Genomic DNA, 18,650 nt, shown 5'->3' with positions numbered 1-18,650 from the left:
GAAAGAAGGCTTATGGACTTAGGTATCACAGAAAAAACAAAAGAAGACGAACTTAAAAAGTTCGTCTCCTATACTAGCAGGAAATCCGAATCGGCATAAAATCGGCACGATTCGGATTTAACAAGCTTTAGAATACCTCAAGAGCCTTGTAATACCAAGGGTTACTGCGTTTTAACCGATACTACCTTCCATCTCGAACTTGATCAAACGATTCATCTCTACCGCATATTCCATCGGCAGTTCTTTTGTGAATGGCTCAATAAAGCCCATAACGATCATTTGCGTTGCCTCTGCTTCAGTCAAACCACGGCTCATCAGATAGAACAGCTGATCTTCCGATACCTTGGAAACCGTTGCTTCGTGCTCAAGCGTGATGTCATCATTCATGATTTCATTATAAGGAATAGTATCTGAGGTTGATTGATTATCCAAAATCAACGTATCACACTTGATATTGGATTTTGCACCTTGAGCCTGACGACCGAATGAAGCTAATCCGCGATACGTTACTTTACCGCCGTGCTTACTGATCGACTTGGATACAATGGTGGACGTGGTGTCTGGTGCTAAGTGGATCATTTTCGCACCTGCATCCTGATGCTGGCCTTTGCCTGCAACAGCGATGGACAGGACCATCCCTTTCGCTCCACGGCCTTTCAATACAACGGCTGGATACTTCATCGTCAACTTGGAACCGATGTTACCATCGACCCATTCCATCGTTGCGTTTTCTTCTGCAACCGCACGTTTGGTTACCAGGTTATAGATGTTTGGTGCCCAGTTCTGGATCGTTGTATAACGAACGCGTGCGTTCTTCTTACAAATAATTTCGACCACGGCACTATGCAGCGAGTTCGTGCTGTAAATCGGAGCCGTACAGCCTTCTACATAGTGCACAAAGCTGTCTTCGTCAGCAATTATGAGCGTACGCTCAAATTGACCCATGTTTTCCGAGTTGATGCGGAAGTAAGCCTGCAATGGAACTTCACATTTCACACCTTTTGGTACATAGATGAAGCTCCCGCCTGACCATACCGCACTGTTCAGTGCTGCAAACTTATTGTCCGCAGGAGGTACAACTGTTGCAAAATACTCTTTCAGAATCTCAGGATGCTCACGCAACGCCGTATCGGTATCCATGAAAATAACGCCCTGATCTTCCAGTTCCTTTTGCATACTGTGATAGACAACCTCGGATTCATACTGTGCGGATACACCAGCCAAAAACTTTTGCTCCGCCTCGGGAATACCCAGTTTATCAAAGGTTTCTTTAATTTCCGTAGGAACCTCTTCCCACGTCTTCCCTTGTTTCTCGGAAGGTCTTACATAGTACTGGATATCGTTGAAATCCAGTTCATCCATATCTCCGCCCCAGTTTGGCATTGGCATTTTTTCAAACTGCTTCAGTGCCTTCAGACGGAACTCCAGCATCCATTCTGGCTCATCCTTAATTTTGGAGATTTCCTTTACGATTTCCGGAGTGAGACCCTTACCTGTTTGGAAAATGGACTTGTGCTCGTCACGAAAGCCGTATTTATACTCTTCCATTTCCGGTGCTTTCTTGGCCATGTTTCTCAAACCTCCTCTGTTCTATTTAAATTATTTATCTTCATCAATCCCTTTGCGCAGCGCGTTCCAAGCCAGTGTCGCACATTTGATGCGGGCCGGGAACTTATTTACGCCTGACAAAGCTTCCAATTCTTCATAATCATCAAATTCGACGGCTTCCCCCTTCATTAAAGAAGAGAAGCGGCTTGCCATATCCAATGCCTGATCAATCGTTTTTCCTTTGACTGCTTCTGTCATCATCGAAGCTGAGGACATACTAATCGAGCAGCCTTCACCAGTAAAACGGGAATCTTCGACCACGCCGTCTTTCATTTTGAGTTGAAGGGAAATCCGGTCACCACACGTAGGATTATTCAAATCCACCGTAACGGCATCATCCTCAAAACGTCCGCGATTGCGCGGATTTTTATAATGATCCATAATCACGCGTCGGTACAAGTCATCAAGTTGCATCGCCAAAATACTCCTTTGTTTGGATTAAGGCGCTGACCAGAGCGTCGACTTCTTCTTCTGTGTTATAGAGATAAAAGCTGGCACGTGCAGTTGCACTGGCTTTCAGCCAGCGCATCAATGGCTGGCAGCAATGATGTCCCGCACGTACAGCCACCCCTTTGCTATCCAGTACAGTAGCTACATCATGCGGATGCACATCATCCAGGTTGAATGTTACGAGCCCAACATGACGTTCTGCAGGCCCGTATATCGTCAACCCCTCCACTTCACGGAGACGTTTGAGGGCATAGTTGGACAAACGGCTCTCATGCTGTGCAATGGCGTCCATTCCGATGCTTTCCAGAAAATCAATAGCAGCTCCCAAACCAACAGCTCCAGCGATAATCGGAGTTCCACCTTCGAATTTCCAAGGCAGCTCCTTCCATGTGGATTCATACAATCCCACATCGTCGATCATTTCCCCGCCGAACTCAATGGGCTCCATATTTTCCAGCAGCGCCTTCTTGCCGTACAGTGCCCCGATCCCAGTAGGCGCACACATTTTGTGACCCGAAAAGGCATAAAAGTCAGCATCGATGTCTTGCACGTCTACTTTCATATGTGGTGTGCTTTGTGCACCGTCTATAACGATAACTGCGCCTTTGCGATGCGCAATAGCTGCAATCTCTTTGACAGGGTTCACAACACCAAGCACATTGGAGACATGCGCAATCGCTACAATTTTCGTGTTTTCTGTAATGGTATTCTCCACATCAGCAAGATCAACGCTACCATCCTCTTGAAGTGGAATATATTTTAAAGTTGCGCCTGTGGCTTTGGCTACCTGTTGCCACGGAATCAGATTACTGTGATGCTCCATTTGTGTGATGACAATTTCATCACCCTCCTTACAGTTAGCTCTACCATAAGAAGAAGCCACCAGATTCAGCGCCGTTGTTGTTCCGCGTGTAAAAATAATTTCCTGACTGCGCTTGGCATTCAGAAAGCGAGCTACCTTCTCCCGCGCACCTTCATAAGCATCCGTCGCCCGGCTACCCAAGGTATGCACACCACGGTGAACATTTGAGTTATCATATTCGTAGTAGTGCTTGATCGCCTCGATGACCGCCAGCGGTTTTTGCGAAGTAGCCGCATTATCCAAATAAACCAGCGGATGACCGTTAATCTCCTGATGTAAAATCGGGAATTGTTCACGGATCAATGCAGTATTCATTGGCCTAACTTCCTTTCAACAAGGCTTTGCAGCTGATGTTGAAGTCCTTCGAGCGGAATCTCAGATACGACAGGTGCCAAGAAGCCATAAATAATCAGACGCTCAGCTTCTGCCCGGCTAATTCCGCGGGACATCAAGTAATACACTTGTTCACGGTTAACCTGACCAACCGATGCTGCGTGACCTGCTGTTACATCATCTTCATCAATCAGCAGGATTGGGTTAGCGTCACCACGAGCTTTCGGGCTGAGCATCAGAACACGTTCTGTTTGCTGACCATCTGCTTTGGTAGCACCTTTTTCAATTTTTGTAATTCCGTTAATGATGGAAGACGCTTCTTCACGCATCACTGCGCGCGTAATCATCTGACTGGCGGAATTTTTGCCGAAATGCTGTGCTTGTGTCGTATAGTTCAGCTTTTGTGAGCCGGAACCTACAGCAATGATCTTGGCATCCGAATTGGAGCCATTGCCTTTGAGCACGGACATGGTATTGCTTGCTGTATTGCCGTTGTTCATTTCGCCCACAATCCATTCGATAGCTGCGTCATTTCCCAACGTGGCACGACGAATTGAAATATCCGTTACTTGCTCTCCAAACTGATGGACTGTCGCATAGCGAACTTTAGCCCCAGCATTTGCAACAACTTCTACCGCACCGTTATGAAGAACAGGTGCCGCCAAATCCGCAGATACATAGTTGTCTACGTACGTCACGGAACTATGACTTTCGACAATAAGCAGCACATGCGGCGCAAACGTTGCAGTCGCATCGTCTGTCAGGAATACAGCTTGAAGCGGAACGTTCAGTTCTACATTTTTAGGCACATAAGCAAATACTCCACCGTTCCAGAGTGCTGCGTGCAATGCAGATAATGAATTCTCTTCTGCCTTAATCACTGTGTTCAGATGAGCTTTAACCAAATCAGCATGCTCTTTAACGGCTGTTTGCAAATCCGTGAAAATGACGCCTTGCGCCGCCAATTCCTCACTCAGCTTCACATATACCGCACCGGAGTTGCGCTGAATAATCAGACCGCCCTCCTGTTGCTCTTTGACAAGATCAGCAATGGCTGCAGGAACCTGCCCTACCGATGCAATGACCTCGCTCTGTTTATGTTGACCGTAATCGTTTAATTTCCAACGTTCGATTTTTGTTTTTTCAAATACCGGAAGCTCCAGTTTGCCTGCAAGCTCAAGTGCTTTTTGTCTGTCTTCAGCCAGCCAAGATGGTTCGCCGTTACGTTCGGACAGAACACGCAGTTGCTCGGAATCTACCGGAAGGATTGTTTGTGTTGTCATTAGTTTTCCTCCTCGCTTCCGGCTTACGCCTCTTGTCCTACAGTTTCATCAACGATACCCAGCTCTTCCTTGATCCAGTCGTAACCGTCCGCTTCCAGACGCTCAGCAAGCTCAGGACCCCCGGATTTAACGATACGTCCTTGCATCATTACATGTACATAATCTGGTTTAACGTAGTTTAACAGACGTTGGTAGTGAGTAATCACGAGGAAACCACGATCTTCGGAACGCATAGCGTTCACACCGCTAGCCACGATTCTCAAAGCATCGATATCCAGACCGGAGTCGATTTCATCAAGAATGACAATTTTCGGATCAATCATCATCATTTGCAAAATTTCATTCCGTTTTTTCTCACCACCAGAGAAGCCTTCGTTCAGGTACCGGTGAGCAAACTCAGGGTTCATTTCAAGCTCTTTCATTTTGCTTTCCATTTGACGGATAAACTTAATCAAGGAGATTTCTTGTCCTTCTTCACGGCGCGCGTTGATCGCACTACGCAAAAAGTCGGAGTTCGTTACCCCTGCAATTTCACTCGGGTACTGCATCGCCAAGAACAATCCTGCACGTGCACGCTCATCCACTTCCATATCCAGCACGTCTTCTCCATCCAAAGTTACTTTACCATCTGTGACTTCATATTTTGGATGACCCATCAAAGCAGACGCAAGTGTACTTTTACCCGTACCGTTAGGACCCATGATGGCATGGATTTCTCCGCCCTTCATTTCGAGGTTAATACCTTTCAAAATTTCCTTGCCTTCAATGGTCGCTTTGAGACCTTCAATCTTAAAGTTTGTAGCCATATTCGCAATACCCTCCAAAAAATGTAGTGTGGTGTCGAAATCAGAAAGTATATTTAAACAGGGGAGCCCCCTGATTTCAAGTAATATTTAAAAATTTATTTATAATCATTCTAAACTGATTCTCAATGATTCTCAAGTTATTTTATAATAAATATCTTGAAGGGTGCAACCAACAGACACACGTTATCCAACTTTCTTCATAAAATGTTCACCCTACCAAGCACACAAATGGCAAAATACATCCTGCAAATGTTTATATAATTATAAATTTGTACAAAAAACATGAGATGCATGATCTCTTTTCAGCCATAAAAACGCTACTGACAGCATGACGTCAGTAGCGTTTTACATGTAAAAAGTTTATTTCAAAGCGTAATCCCATCACTACAATTAGCCCAAATAAGAGCGAAGCATCCACATATGTTTCTCCAGATCCGCTTTATAGCCGATCAGCAAATCTGCAGTTGGTTGGTCGGAATTGCTTTCCGCCAGTTCAATACCTTCCTGAAACTCCTCGCATACCGTTGCAAAATCCTCGATCAAGGTTTGTACCATCTTGGGAGCATCTTCGTTGCCGGTTGCTTCCTGAATCGACGACAGCTCCAGGTACTCCTTCAATGTTGCGGAAGGTGAACCTTTCAACGCGAGCAAACGCTCGGCGATCTCATCCATTTTCAATGTCACTTCATTGTATAACTCTTCAAATTTAACATGGAGTGTGTAGAAACTGGAGCCTTTCACATACCAGTGATAGTTATGAATTTTTACATATAACACATTGAGGTTAGCGACTTGACGGTTTAAAAGTTCCTCCACCGATTTGGTTTGCGTATTTTTCGAGTTACTTGTTGTTTTAGCCATCATAAATCCCTTCCTTTTTCATCAAATTGATTTTCAGGAACGTTTACGTATCCATCACCGTCATTGCTGACGGTAAGACGCCAGCGGGCATCCTAATCACCTGCCGGACGTCTGTTTCATACTTACCCTCTCTATACGGAAACGAAACAAAAAGAAGAGTTCTCCTTTCCCCTCTTTCGATCCTCCATAAAAAAAATGTACAAAACTTCAATGATTTTCGTTATACTTTCTCTATCCTATCAAAATACTTGGTTTAATATTGTGATATTTCCAGACTATTTACATGTGCACAATTTATGGAGGTGACTTCGTTGTCCCAATATCATCCTTTAACGACTGAAGAAGCAATCGAATTCGTGAAGAACATCCCCGGATTTTTTAGTCAGGAAGCTCGTCTGGAATGCCGGGAAATCGGTGATGGTAACCTAAATCTGGTTTTTCATATTACGGATTCTGAATCTAACAAGAGTATCATTGCCAAGCAGGCACTTCCCTATGTAAAAATTGTGGGTGAATCCTGGCCGCTCTCACTGGATCGTGCCCGTATTGAACGCGAGGCACTTCAGCAGGAGCACCACATTTGCCCCGAATTGGTTCCTGCGATACTGGCGTATGACGATGAGCTTGCATTGACCGTGATGGAGGATCTTAGCTCCCACACCATCATGCGCAAGGGACTAATAGAAGGAAACACATATCCATATTTCGCTAATCATATTGGGGAGTTTCTGGCACGCACGCTCTTCTTCACCTCAGATTTGGGCATGAATCAGCAGGATAAAAAAGACCTAGTCAAACGTTTTATCAACCCGGATCTCTGCAAAATAACTGAGGATCTGATTCTGGATGAACCGTATCGGTTCTCAGATAATAACAACTATGGTGCGTACATCGAAGACGAAGCAGAGGCACTCCGTACAGATCAAGCGCTTCATCTGGAAGTGGCTTTGCTGCGAGAAAAGTTTTTGACACGAACCGAAGCGCTTCTGCACGGTGACCTTCATACTGGTAGCATTTTTGTAACGACCGAATCAACTAAAGTCATTGATCCTGAATTTGCCTACTACGGACCCATGGGCTTTGATATCGGAGCGGTGATCGCCAATCTGCTGTTGAACTACGCTGCACAGCCCGGATGGACCTCTGGTGAGAAGGCTCTAAAAGAAAGGCGCGACTGGGTTCTGGAGACTGCCATTCAGGTATGGGAGCAGTTTGAGCGTAGGTTCCGCAAACTGTGGGACGAGCATGTCACCGATCATATAGCACGTACAGCGGGGTATCAGGACTTGTATCTTCAGAAAGTACTACAAGATACGATTGGTTTTGCAGGGTGCAAAGTGATCCGCCGTATCATCAGCCTGTCGCATGTGGCAGATATCGAGACAATAGCCGATCCTGACCTCAAGGAAGCTGCGGAACGTCTGGCGTTATCTATCGGTAAATCCTTGGTTCTTCGCAATCGCGGGCTTCATTCGATTCGGGAACTGGGAGACATTGTTCGGACAGCAACAGTTGCCCAAACTAAAGGAGCTTAATGAATATGAGTGAACAGAAAGAAGCGGCCCCCGTAACCTCCGGGAAAGCTACAGTGTCCGGTCAGGCTCTATCTTCGCTGGTGTGGAAAGGCAACCGCTTGTCCATGTTGGATCAGCGTCTGCTACCCGAAACGATTGTCATGCTAGATTTATTCACGGTCGAGGAAGTATGGGATGGCATACACGCCATGAAGGTACGCGGTGCGCCCGCCATCGGGATGGCTGCGGCCTACGGCGTTGTGCTAGGAGCTACCGCCTACGACGACACCGACGCTGCTGGGTGGCTGCAGCATGTACACGACGTGTGCGGACATTTGGCTACTTCACGGCCAACTGCCGTAAATCTGTTCTGGGCGTTGGATCGCATGAAGAAGCGAGCCGGGGAACTCATCGTTGAAGCTAGCGGAAGTCAGGTCGAAGACTGGAATGCCGGGCTGGAGCGTGAAGCCATAGCCATTCAGGCAGAGGATGAGGAAGTATGCCGCCAGATCGGCATCCATGCTTTACCTCTGTTCGAGGACGGGATGGGCGTACTCACTCACTGCAATGCAGGTGGGTTGGCGACAGCCAAATACGGAACAGCGCTCGCGCCGATGTACCTTGCGCAGGAGAACGGCATCCATCTCAAAGTATTTGCCGACGAAACCCGCCCCGTGCTGCAGGGAGCGCGCCTGACCGCTTTCGAGCTTCAGCAGGCAGGCATTGATGTCACCCTGCTCTGTGACAATATGGCGGGCATGGTGATGTCCAAAGGATGGGTCCAGGCTGTTATTGTCGGCACAGATAGAGTCGCTGCTAATGGCGATGTCGCCAACAAAATCGGCACCTATAGCCTAGCCGTGTTAGCGAAGGCGCATGGCATTCCTTTTTATGTCGCTTCGCCACTTTCTACCATTGATTTGCAGACCGCAACAGGCGCAGATATTCCGATTGAGGAACGTTCTGTGGAGGAAGTTACCGAAAGCTTTGGTAAAAGGACTGCCCCGCAGGGCATCAAAGTCTACAACCCGGCTTTCGACGTTACACCTCATGAGTACATTACCGCCATCATTACCGAAAAAGGAATTGTCCAAGCACCCTTTAGCGACAACCTCCCCGCTTTGTTTGCCGATTAATCGTTCTTGCAGATCATACCGTTCGTATAAAGCCGAATAGTCTGCTCGATAGAGTGTAACTTTTCATAGAAAAAAACCGGAGCCAAAAAGTCCGGTTTTTTTCGGTTCTTGTTCCTCTACTTTTATGCAACATTGCACATAGGCTTCACTACACCAGTTTCAATAGTGCTTCATAGCCTGGCATCCCTGGTTTAATCCCCAGTTGCTCGGCTTCTGCCGTCACTGACTCCATCGGCGCTTCCAACAGTTCCTTTAGTGTTTTTACCCCCACAGCTCGTGCGGCCAGGATTTTCCGATCCGCCAGCCGTTCATTGAGCAATCCAACATCCAGCGCACCACACATGATGTGAACCCTCAAAAAAGCCCTTTATATCAATATTTTTTAAGCAACAACTCATTTGAGGTCACAAAAAGGTCACAAAAGTCACAACATGATCATCTGCTCAAGCTCATCGGCTACCTCTTGTTGCATACTAGGAAGTACATGACTGTACGTATCCAGCGTGACAGATATCTTACTGTGACCTAATCTCTCTGAGATCACTTTGACATTCATTTTCTTTTCCAACAGCATCGTCGCATGGGTATGCCTCATATCATGGAAACGGATATGCGGAAGCTTGGCACTTATAACATCCTTTTTATAAGCCTTGGACAAATTAGCAGGGAACACTGTTTTACCATTTTTTAAGTTGAAAATAACAATATCCATATCGATAAAAGCGTCTCCAAACTCTCTTTTCCACTTTACTCTGTAAACTTCATGTAGCCTACGCTGTTCTTCAAGAATCGCAATCAGTTGATTAGGTATAGATATTTTACGTTCCCCGGCGGTAGTTTTAGCTCCAGATTTAATCCGAGTTCCATAATGAGCAAGCGTTTGTCTGATGGTAATTGTCTTTGATTCAAAATCAATATCCTTCCATCTTAACCCTAAAATCTCCCCTTGCCTCATTCCTGCTAATAAAGCGAGTCCATAAACACAATGATAACGATCTTCTTTGGTACATTGGAGAAAATGATTCACTTGTTCCAGCGTCCAAATAGACATTTCTTTTTTTACTCGCTTGGGAAGTGTCACTTTTCGCATGGGATTTTCTTTGATGAAGCCATATTCAATCGCCTTATCAAATACTTTTTTGACCATCGTTGTAATGCGATCTATTGTATTCCTCGCAAAATTCTTCTTGTGCAACTCATTCACGAAATTTTGACATTTCAATAAATCATAATTTTGCAACTTTACTTTTCCGAATTTAGGCTTAATATGATTTTTGAAATACAACTTGTTATTGTAAAACGTTGTTTCGCCACATTCATGAACCCGGATGTTATCCAGCCAGTAATCCATAAACTCATTGAGTGTAGTGTTATCTTTCCTGATATATTCTTTATTCTTCACATCATTCTGAAGCTCAATCATCTTATCATTTGCTTCACGTTTTGTCTTAAAGCCTTTTCTGCGGATTTGCCGCCTCTTCCCCGTTTCATCGTAATAACCAAAAACAAAATCCCATTTTTTTGTCTTCTCATTAACAAAAGGTTCTGCCATTTAAAACTCCCTTCTTGTGACAATAAGAAAGGAGGCCAAGCATGTGACTAAAAGTAATCATACCACATGAAAGCCTCCCTATAACCTACTTGTAATCAGCTATAACCGACCTTTCATCCAGTCTTCAAACACATCTTCATGCACCAGATATCTGGTTCCTAATTTTATGGTGTAAAACTGCTTAGATTTAATTAACTCATATGCCTTATCTCGTCCGATTCCCATCTTACGCATAATATCCGTCACACCAATCATAACTCTTCCACTTTCCATCGTTTTAGTCATCACGCTCACCTCAAAATACTCCTATGTATGTTTTAATTTGTCCTATTCCATTCCTTGTTTAACTGCTTCATAAATCTTGCCGTGCTATTTCTCAACTTCTTATGTATAGACTCCAGCTTGTCTTCTTAGCTTCCAAATTTATAGTCTTCCCTCTTGTGCTAATCGAAACCATATACGCCCTAAAACAACATTTACGCCTGTGTGAAGCCACTCTATGTTCATGCTCACTCTACTGGTCACTCTTTAAATACAACAACTGATTATAAATTGCCAATTTTATAAACTATCCGTTGAAAACTAACCAGAGGAATCCATACATTAAAGCGATTAGCCCTATAATGCCCAACAAGCAAAAAAGTAAAAGCATAAGAACAAATTTTTTACCTTCCATAATAACCACCTCATTAAAGAATATAAAACAGGCAGAAGAAGTCGGCTACTTCATTTCATCTAATCTACAAACCGCCTCTATGGTAAGTCTATGCTGCTTGCATGGGAAACGTAAAGATGAGTCCCCAAATTAATTTTAACGCTCATAACCCTATAGATTTATCTATGAATAAACAGGTGTTGTTCTTCCCTATACAAATACCCATCCCAAAACGAAGCATCTTGATTTCTTATAGACTAATCAGAAAAAAAAGATCACTAAAGACAAGTCAAACATCTATTTATTTTTGACTAATACTTTGCTTATTCTGTTATCTACCTGTCAACTAAATGTGCCTATTAAAGCACCTCATAATGTTACTACTCTTTAGTCTAATGATATGAGGTGCTTAGGAACAGCAATTTAGTTGACACTTCTATAATCAGATTATCAATATAAAGTTTAATCTCTGCATTTAAGAACATTAGATACATATTGTCTCGAACATCCAACTAATGAAGCTATCTGAGCATTAGATAGACTTAAATCATGTTGCTTTAATCGTAGGATATGTGAAGCTTTGTCTTCTAATTGTTTACCTTGTTCTGATATTTCTTGATGATAAACGAAACCTTTTATATGTATAGGAATGTCAAACTGCTTTCTCAACAGCTTATTTACTCTTGCCCTACGATACTCCTGATTAGAAATAATTGCTGGTACATTCACAGATAGTTTTTTAGCTAGAAACCCATAACGCCACTTCTGAAATCCAACATCATTATCTAGTACAGCTAATGAATCTAATTCATCCGACTTCTTTTTAGGTATGTACTTGAAGCTGTCTTTGTATCGTTGCTTCATATTGAAATCTGAGATATCTATATGCTCAATAATCTCATTGTCATATGTCCATCCCTTGACCTGAATTAACTCATTTACAATTCGCTTAATTTCCTGTGAAATGGATTGATTTAGACCGGGTATCTCCTCTTCTGATCGGTCAGGGAAAACACGATTTCCCTCTTCTACTCCACACAGGCTGATCAATTGTTCACGATTAAAGTTTGAAATTGTTAAATGATTCTGATAAAAGAGTTGGCTCATCTCTTCAGCTAGTATAAGCCGTTCAGTATCCATGCTAACTATCTCATAATATCTCGCTATATTATTATAATGGAGATTACTATTCTTACGAGATTCCTTTTGATACTGTTCAATTCTTCTTTGCATTTCATCGGGTAATTGGTCAACCCCAACACAATTGAGCAGATACATAAATATCATGATTACTACTTTGGTATTGGCCTTATTAATGCTGTGTAAATCTGAATTCTCGCTTAATAACTCCTCTATGACCTTCCTCATTGGTGCGAACACAATAGCGTTACTTGAATCCATATTCCTCATTTTAGAAAGTTGGGGAAGTTTTCTCCTTGCTATCTCATGGATCTGGATCAGCAGCCCCAATGTACCTTTAGTTTTCAGAAACTTCGTTAGGTATGGATAGTTCTCTTGTAAATCTATGTCGTACTTGAATCGTTCCAGAAACTCAATGTTAAATTCAATAAGTCTCTCTTGATCTAATTGCCATTCTGTTTTAACCTCGGCAATATTGTACAATTCTTTTAAATAGTCGAATGCTTTATGTATAGGAAGCCTTGTTATTCTCTCTATAATCTGAACAATATTATAATGGACTCCACATCGAGAACTGTGGCATTTATAAAACCACTTATCGTCATAGGAGTATATGTTTCCGCTGGTTGGATTGCTGCTATTGTGAAAAATACAATACAACCTATCAGAATCTATCCCAAGTAGGTGCTTTAAGTTTTGCTTCTTCAAGAATTGCCTGATATCATCCCGGTCTATATAGCACAGATCATCTTGGTTATCTAATCCTAGCCTTTTCTTTAGTTCTGGAATTCCTTCAAACCCTTTGCTGATTATAGGGATGTTACCGATATTCATTGAAGAATAATCTATCCCTACTCTGGATGGAAGACCTTTCTTTTTTGATAGGAGCTTAGTATTATATGTGGGTGCTTTACGTGAATTAACACATAACAAAGTGTCTGTTTGAACATGTACCTTCTCAACAACTTTCCTAAGACGAATAATCAAATCTTCTGCATCATACCTGACACTTCGATTCCATTCCTCAAGCTTTATTGTAAATGGATCATTTGAATCTTTAAGATGTAAAGTGTCAGGTACTCTCAGCAATCGAGCTGTATTCTTTACAGCCATATCCCCGTTATATATGTAAATTAAAAGCCCTTCTAGTGTTTCAAATTGGTGTCTCTGTGTATCTTTATTGAGCAAATAATATACATGAAACCCATTTTTCGTTTCCACAATTGCGCTTGGAGGAATCCCACGTTGTTTTAATTCAGAAACACGACACCTGAATATCTGCTTATAGTTGAGTTTCTCGGTTTTATTAAGCGAATAAAATTTGGATTTTACCTTCTCCTGTAATTCATTAGGGCTTCCAGTAAACCCAGCAGCAACAAATGCATACTCAATCTCATCTTTGATATCCATATCGATAAAACAAGCACGAAATTCAGTTATGTTATCATTTTTGTAACCGCCACCATTAGGCAAAAAGTAAATACCGTAACCGTTTTTATTCCATTCCTCAAATTCTTCGTTTGCTTCTTTGCTGTAGTATTTCATTTTACTTTTATAAACCTTACTTTTAAGCAAGCGTTCTTCTTCATTACCTTCAAATATGTATGAAAAATTTGTTTTTCCGTTGTTAGCTGTAACTTGGATAAAATCTCGTGTCTGTTCATAAGCCAAAACTATATACTTCTCCCTTCAATTTTTATACTAAAAAATATCTTTGACTAAAGATAAATAGAGAAAGCAAAATCATGAGTCACTCCACTTTTATTATAGAGCTATCCTATTTCTTTATAATAAAATTTTCAAAGATCGCACAACAAATAAACTTAACGAGCCATTTCAGATAGAACAAATAAAAACAATATTAAGTTTACCAATATTAAAACTATTTTAATTCCATCTATCCAATCTAGTAGGCATTCTATCTACTTGCTGTATTTTAAAATCTACTTTTTAATTGTAACCGTGGTAAAGCAATATGTATTGTCAACTACTTAACTTTCATTCTCTTTGATTCCGTTTCACCTTCGCCCCACTTTGTTTCTCCTTTTCTTTGTGATTCCAACTGAAGCCTGTCACGCTTTGGTTGATATATCCATAGTATATCATGGGAATATATCTGTCAACAGAAGATTGAAATAATCCAATTTTTTTACAATCTGAAGTTGTGCGTGTGCATCGGCATGTGAATATCAGAAATGTATATAATAAAGAAAAAATTTGAGTCGCTATTAATTGGCTCTAATTGAACCCACTCTATTCATTTTCTCCAATGCTTTCAGCAACATCTTTTAGATGATACTTTGGGTCTCTCCAATAGTATTGGCGACATCCTTTATAGACCACCGTCCAAAGGTCGGGCGCTCTGTCGACCACCAAATACAACAATTTTCTCGCGTGGAATATTGGAGCAAGGTGAATGCAAATACTATTCCCCTTTATTCAGATTAAATTACTATAAAAAAGTTCACCCCATTTTCCTGGAGTGAACTTTCATATTGCCATCTCATTAATCTTTCTAACCTGAAAATACTTTTTCCTACATTATATGAGATAGTACATTACAATTCAGATTAGTAATTTACATCTATTGGATACTCAATGTTAATAGGTTTTTTTGTTCCATTAACATAAGTGTACCCAGCATTTTCCGCTTGTCTTCCTTGGTAAACATTACCAAGATAATAATCATAATAATCATATCGAACAACAGTTGTATTATACTGATCGTAGTTGATAGCTGCGTAATAGTTTCTTGTTTTGTACGGTGAGCTTTCAGGAGGGCCAGAGTATACATCTGTAGTATTGTAAGTTTTAGACACTGTACCACTTACATTTCCTGTCAGACTTTCCTTAACTATATATGCAATATTTGCATCAACCGTTGCTGTAATTGAAACTGTTCCACTTACTGTAAGGCTAGAACTACGTGTTGCAGTTCGTCCTTTGGCTACACTAACAATAAGTGTTTGTTTTTGAATTGGCCCAACAGAATATCCAGTAATTTTGTTACTACCAAGTGCATACTCTGACTTCACATAAACGCGGTGATCCCCAGCTTGAGGTGTTATCACAGAATTTTTCTCAACGAGCTTTGGATCAACAAATTCAACACGCGCGTTCGGATTCCCTTGTTGTTCAAATCTGGTAATTGCAGATGATGGAACATCTTGAATACTGGACTCTGTAATTTCAGCGGTTGTGTTTTGAATGGCATTGTCTGAATTTTCTTCAGCAAAAGACACTGGAGCAAAGACAGCTAGAGCAGTTGATAGGGATAAAATTACTGCGGTAAGTTTCTTCAAAAATCATCATCCTTTTTTCTAATTTTTGTAATACAATGTATTTATTCTGCATAAAGTATTTATTCTGCATAAAAATTCTATTTCCTTCTTTTTGTAGCATAAATTTAGAAAAAAATGCTATAGTATAAATATCATTACCAAGGAGTGGTGCAAATGAATAAAGATAAAGATTTCAAAATAGTAATATCCTCAATAATACTTGGTGGTTCTTTTATAATTGGAAGCTATATTAATGCACATTTTAGTTCCAACGAAAAAATTCTTACCCCTCAGATATCGCAATCTTCTTTAAGCGATAGCGTTTTAAACAAAGAAGAAGCAGCAGCATATCTAAAGATTCCCGTGACACAACTAGACAATATTATAAAAAGAGACACAGAACAAAAAAAGAAACTATCGGTTTATGACACTTATCAATTTATTCCTTACGCTGATCTAGATGGACATATAGTATTTCAAAAAGATAACTTAAATAAATGGTTGGATTTCATCACGCAAAAAAAATAATGCCATCAACGTTTGCTTCGGGGTTACAAAAGTATACTTAAAATACGGAACGTCTGATCTTCTAAAACAGACTCTACAAAAAGAAGTATAAGTTGTACTATTATATCTTTATACCTTTATAAGGAGAGATATTATGAATTATAGAGTTACTGACACCCATGTTTATATCTTGGATTCCCATGATACAATTCACGATGTACTGTGCTTCCCTAGATCAAAGCAAGACTATAAAGATTTAGTTGAATTAGTATATGACAGTGAAACACATGAGATAACAAACATTGACGATTTCAAAGTATTTGACCACAGTCGAGTGACTGCTCCTTCAAAGGGTGGTTTCTTTTACACCCAGGAGTTCCTAATTACTATTTTAAAACTGGTAAATGAGAATAAACTGTAAGATGAACACAAAAGGACTCTGCCAACATAATACATGGCTGGAGTCCTTTTGCTTTGAGGAATACTCATGATGGTGCTTTAATCTCCTCCGTGGTGACCTGTTAGTTCGTAATTAGACCTTTTTGCCGCATTTTTATTCTATCGCTCTACAAGATAATTGTTATTTATCTCCGTGTAATTTTGTCAGTAACAACTCAATCATGCGCTCAATCTTTTTAATGTTCAAATTTCTTTGTCCATATAAATAAACAAATTCTTGTACACTATCCCAAGTCTTTAGTTCATTTATTTCTTCGATCTCCTGAGTCAGACCTTCAACATAAGCAGGTAACTCCCTACTTTTGAACTCCTCAATTAAGTTCTCTAAATCAGCGAAATCCATACTCCAATTAAAGTAACTCTCTATAAAATACTTCAAATTTTCATAACTCACTTCTTGTTTCATATATTACTCTCCTCTTTTATTTAAATACAGGATAACCCGTAATAATTCTATAACCGGTAGGCATAGAGGAATCTTTTACTAAATACAGTTGGGACTTTGATAAGTCATTTGTTACATGCTTTGAAGATGAGTTTCCTCCATTCTTTACGTCTACGCCTCGCCCAATAGAAAACTCGTGATCAGCTTTTGTTATGAGATATCCTCTAGAATTAGGGTTCTCTATCCATTCTGCAATCTTATCAGCATTTCTTCTGATATTCTCTTGTGTGGATTTGAGAGCTGTACTTTTATCTGAAAATGTTGTAGAAGGAACTCCTTCTTGGGAGGCTCGCTTTATTAATTCTTCATTTGTCTTGCCAACGTGCTTTTGAAGCAAATGCCCACCATTAGACTCCATTTCATCTAATATATTATTATTTACGTTCTTACGTATATCATTGGCTTTATTTTTTAAGATTTCGGTCTTAGAATTCCCTCCTCCTTTCGCCATCTGCCACAATTCTGCTGAGCTTTCCCCTACTCCTTTTGCACTTTTAACCGCAGTTGTAGCTCCATGAGCCGCCAAAGCTGCCGATCCAATTAATCCGGGTACCCCAATAATACTCCCTACACCTGTAGATGAAACAGCAACGGATAATCCTTCTCCACCTATTCCAGCTACTACCTCACCAGCCCCCTGCAATGTTGTAGCTACATTCCCGAGGAGTTCTCCTACTTTAGCTGCCATGGGATGATCATAATCTCGTTCTTTATCAGGCCATATCCCCAATGTCAAATTTCCCTGAATAGCTCCTTTTGCTCCCTGTGCAGTATCCCAAAGGATTTCTCCTTGAAGTTTGCTAGCTTCCAATTGAGCTTCAGCCTTGGTGATCTCAGCTTGTCCAATCTGTTCAAAGATTTTATGTAACCAACCTTCACCTGTGGATGCCGTTTTAACAGGGGTGTCAAGCCACGGCACATCCAGTACAACTTTTTCCCCGTCCACCTGTGTAAAACTTTTTGAAATAAAGATGAGTTCTTGTGCAACCATAGATAATCGCTCAAGCGTCACACTCATGGATTGTCGAGAAACCTGAAATTCCTGAAAAAATCTCTCTTGGGTGGCTCCAGACCAGCCTTGTTGGACAAAATCAATTCGTCCATTCAAAAGATTCAGCATACGTTCCATTTCATGCTTTCCGTGTAAGAACTGATCAGCAACTTCCATCAGTTTGTCAGGTGAAACTAATATTCTCCCCATTCTACCACGCCCACTTTAATTTTGATGGAAATAATCTTATCAGAAGGGGCGATTTAGGGAAATCCATCTACTATCCTGTTATTTCCTTTTTATATTATGTGACCAATGGACTGAAATAAACAGGTTACTATGTCAAAAGTATTATACCTCTTGTTATAAGTTACATGAATCAACGTAGGTAGCACTACTATTAGCATGAATGAAAATATTTAATGATCTGATGACTAATTCTTTGAGTTTTTCCATTTTAGAAATGTATTTAGGGCAATAACAATAATTAGAACGGTTAGTAAAACATTAGTTATAGTAAGAGTGCTATCTAAGTTGCTCATTCTAATTTCGATGTCCTGAAAACCTGAACTAGTTTTATCCCCTATTTCACTTAAGCTAGAACTCATCCGATTTAAATACTGCACTAATTCACCTATATCCATCCAACACACCACCAGTCAATTGTTTACATACAAAAAAGGCTTAACGGATAATCCCGTTCAAGCCTTAAATGTAACTTAATATTCTTCATTTGAATAAACGCTTTCACACTATTTAAAATGTAC

At 40.9% G+C, this 18,650-nt stretch carries 17 protein-coding genes and 1 pseudogene; 5 read left to right on the top strand and 13 right to left on the bottom strand.

The window, feature by feature from the left end; translation table 11 throughout:
• Window positions 1-171 precede the first annotated feature (171 nt).
• The 6 genes from sufB to MKY16_RS08265 form a co-directional block, all read right to left on the bottom strand.
• Window positions 172-1,569, bottom strand: a complete 1,398-nt coding sequence (gene sufB, locus MKY16_RS08290; protein ID WP_013309556.1) for a Fe-S cluster assembly protein SufB — start codon at window positions 1,567-1,569, stop codon at window positions 172-174.
• Window positions 1,570-1,599: 30 nt separating this feature from the next.
• On the bottom strand, window positions 1,600-2,022 hold the full coding sequence (sufU, locus tag MKY16_RS08285; RefSeq protein WP_340954996.1) for a Fe-S cluster assembly sulfur transfer protein SufU: 423 nt from the start codon (window positions 2,020-2,022) through the stop codon (window positions 1,600-1,602).
• Window positions 2,012-3,235 carry a cysteine desulfurase gene (locus MKY16_RS08280; RefSeq protein ID WP_029516586.1) on the bottom strand — a complete coding sequence of 408 codons (1,224 nt, stop codon included), beginning with the start codon at window positions 3,233-3,235 and terminating at the stop codon, window positions 2,012-2,014. The genes sufU and MKY16_RS08280 overlap by 11 nt, the downstream gene beginning before the upstream one ends.
• Window positions 3,232-4,536, bottom strand: a complete 1,305-nt coding sequence (sufD, locus tag MKY16_RS08275; protein ID WP_025719242.1) for a Fe-S cluster assembly protein SufD — start codon at window positions 4,534-4,536, stop codon at window positions 3,232-3,234. The genes MKY16_RS08280 and sufD overlap by 4 nt, the downstream gene beginning before the upstream one ends.
• 23 nt (window positions 4,537-4,559) lie before the next feature.
• A complete protein-coding gene (gene sufC, locus MKY16_RS08270; RefSeq protein ID WP_061831684.1) occupies window positions 4,560-5,342 on the bottom strand; it encodes a Fe-S cluster assembly ATPase SufC in 783 nt (260 codons plus the stop codon).
• Window positions 5,343-5,732: 390 nt separating this feature from the next.
• Window positions 5,733-6,203 carry a Dps family protein gene (locus MKY16_RS08265; protein WP_013309551.1) on the bottom strand — a complete coding sequence of 157 codons (471 nt, stop codon included), beginning with the start codon at window positions 6,201-6,203 and terminating at the stop codon, window positions 5,733-5,735.
• Between the two features lie 311 nt (window positions 6,204-6,514).
• On the opposite strand from MKY16_RS08265, the gene mtnK reads away from it, so the two are divergent.
• Window positions 6,515-7,738, top strand: a complete 1,224-nt coding sequence (gene mtnK / locus MKY16_RS08260) for an S-methyl-5-thioribose kinase (RefSeq protein ID WP_340954994.1) — start codon at window positions 6,515-6,517, stop codon at window positions 7,736-7,738.
• A gap of 5 nt (window positions 7,739-7,743) precedes the next feature.
• Window positions 7,744-8,853: an S-methyl-5-thioribose-1-phosphate isomerase gene (gene mtnA / locus MKY16_RS08255; protein ID WP_340954993.1), complete on the top strand. Its 1,110-nt coding sequence runs from the start codon at window positions 7,744-7,746 to the stop codon at window positions 8,851-8,853.
• 148 nt (window positions 8,854-9,001) lie between these two features.
• Here the strand turns inward: mtnA and MKY16_RS08250 are convergent.
• From MKY16_RS08250 to MKY16_RS08240, 3 genes and pseudogenes are all read right to left on the bottom strand, one after another.
• Window positions 9,002-9,208 (bottom strand): annotated as a pseudogene (locus tag MKY16_RS08250) (YunC family protein); the annotation flags it as partial.
• 69 nt (window positions 9,209-9,277) lie between these two features.
• A complete protein-coding gene (locus tag MKY16_RS08245) occupies window positions 9,278-10,405 on the bottom strand; it encodes a site-specific integrase (protein WP_340954990.1) in 1,128 nt (375 codons plus the stop codon).
• Window positions 10,406-10,504: 99 nt separating this feature from the next.
• Window positions 10,505-10,690 carry a helix-turn-helix domain-containing protein gene (locus MKY16_RS08240; protein WP_013309546.1) on the bottom strand — a complete coding sequence of 62 codons (186 nt, stop codon included), beginning with the start codon at window positions 10,688-10,690 and terminating at the stop codon, window positions 10,505-10,507.
• 492 nt (window positions 10,691-11,182) lie between these two features.
• On the opposite strand from MKY16_RS08240, the gene MKY16_RS26110 reads away from it, so the two are divergent.
• Window positions 11,183-11,371: a competence protein ComK gene (locus MKY16_RS26110; protein WP_445744862.1), complete on the top strand. Its 189-nt coding sequence runs from the start codon at window positions 11,183-11,185 to the stop codon at window positions 11,369-11,371.
• 151 nt (window positions 11,372-11,522) lie between these two features.
• On the opposite strand, the gene MKY16_RS08235 is transcribed toward MKY16_RS26110, so the two are convergent.
• Window positions 11,523-13,871: a hypothetical protein gene (locus MKY16_RS08235; RefSeq protein ID WP_340954989.1), complete on the bottom strand. Its 2,349-nt coding sequence runs from the start codon at window positions 13,869-13,871 to the stop codon at window positions 11,523-11,525.
• Between the two features lie 899 nt (window positions 13,872-14,770).
• Entirely contained in the window at window positions 14,771-15,502 is a 732-nt protein-coding gene (locus MKY16_RS08230) for a hypothetical protein (RefSeq protein ID WP_165181704.1), read from the bottom strand.
• Window positions 15,503-15,655: 153 nt separating this feature from the next.
• On the opposite strand from MKY16_RS08230, the gene MKY16_RS08225 reads away from it, so the two are divergent.
• Both MKY16_RS08225 and MKY16_RS08220 read left to right on the top strand, forming a co-directional pair.
• The gene (locus MKY16_RS08225) at window positions 15,656-16,009 is read left to right on the top strand and encodes a hypothetical protein (RefSeq protein ID WP_165145249.1); all 354 of its coding nucleotides are present in this window, start codon (window positions 15,656-15,658) and stop codon (window positions 16,007-16,009) included.
• 133 nt (window positions 16,010-16,142) lie between these two features.
• Window positions 16,143-16,409, top strand: a complete 267-nt coding sequence (locus MKY16_RS08220) for a hypothetical protein (RefSeq protein ID WP_340954988.1) — start codon at window positions 16,143-16,145, stop codon at window positions 16,407-16,409.
• 159 nt (window positions 16,410-16,568) lie between these two features.
• Here MKY16_RS08220 and MKY16_RS08215 read toward each other — a convergent pair whose 3' ends face one another.
• Complete coding sequence (locus MKY16_RS08215; protein ID WP_071558868.1) at window positions 16,569-16,853, bottom strand: contact-dependent growth inhibition system immunity protein; 285 nt, start codon at window positions 16,851-16,853, stop codon at window positions 16,569-16,571.
• A 16-nt stretch (window positions 16,854-16,869) separates the two neighbouring features.
• Entirely contained in the window at window positions 16,870-18,093 is a 1,224-nt protein-coding gene (locus MKY16_RS08210; RefSeq protein ID WP_340954986.1) for a WXG100 family type VII secretion target, read from the bottom strand.
• Window positions 18,094-18,650 lie beyond the last annotated feature (557 nt).

This window comes from Paenibacillus sp. FSL L8-0641 (assembly GCF_038006265.1).
Classification (GTDB): domain Bacteria; phylum Bacillota; class Bacilli; order Paenibacillales; family Paenibacillaceae; genus Paenibacillus; species Paenibacillus polymyxa_D.
Note: the sequence above shows the minus strand (reverse complement) of the source record. Positions and strands in the feature narration are given on the sequence as shown.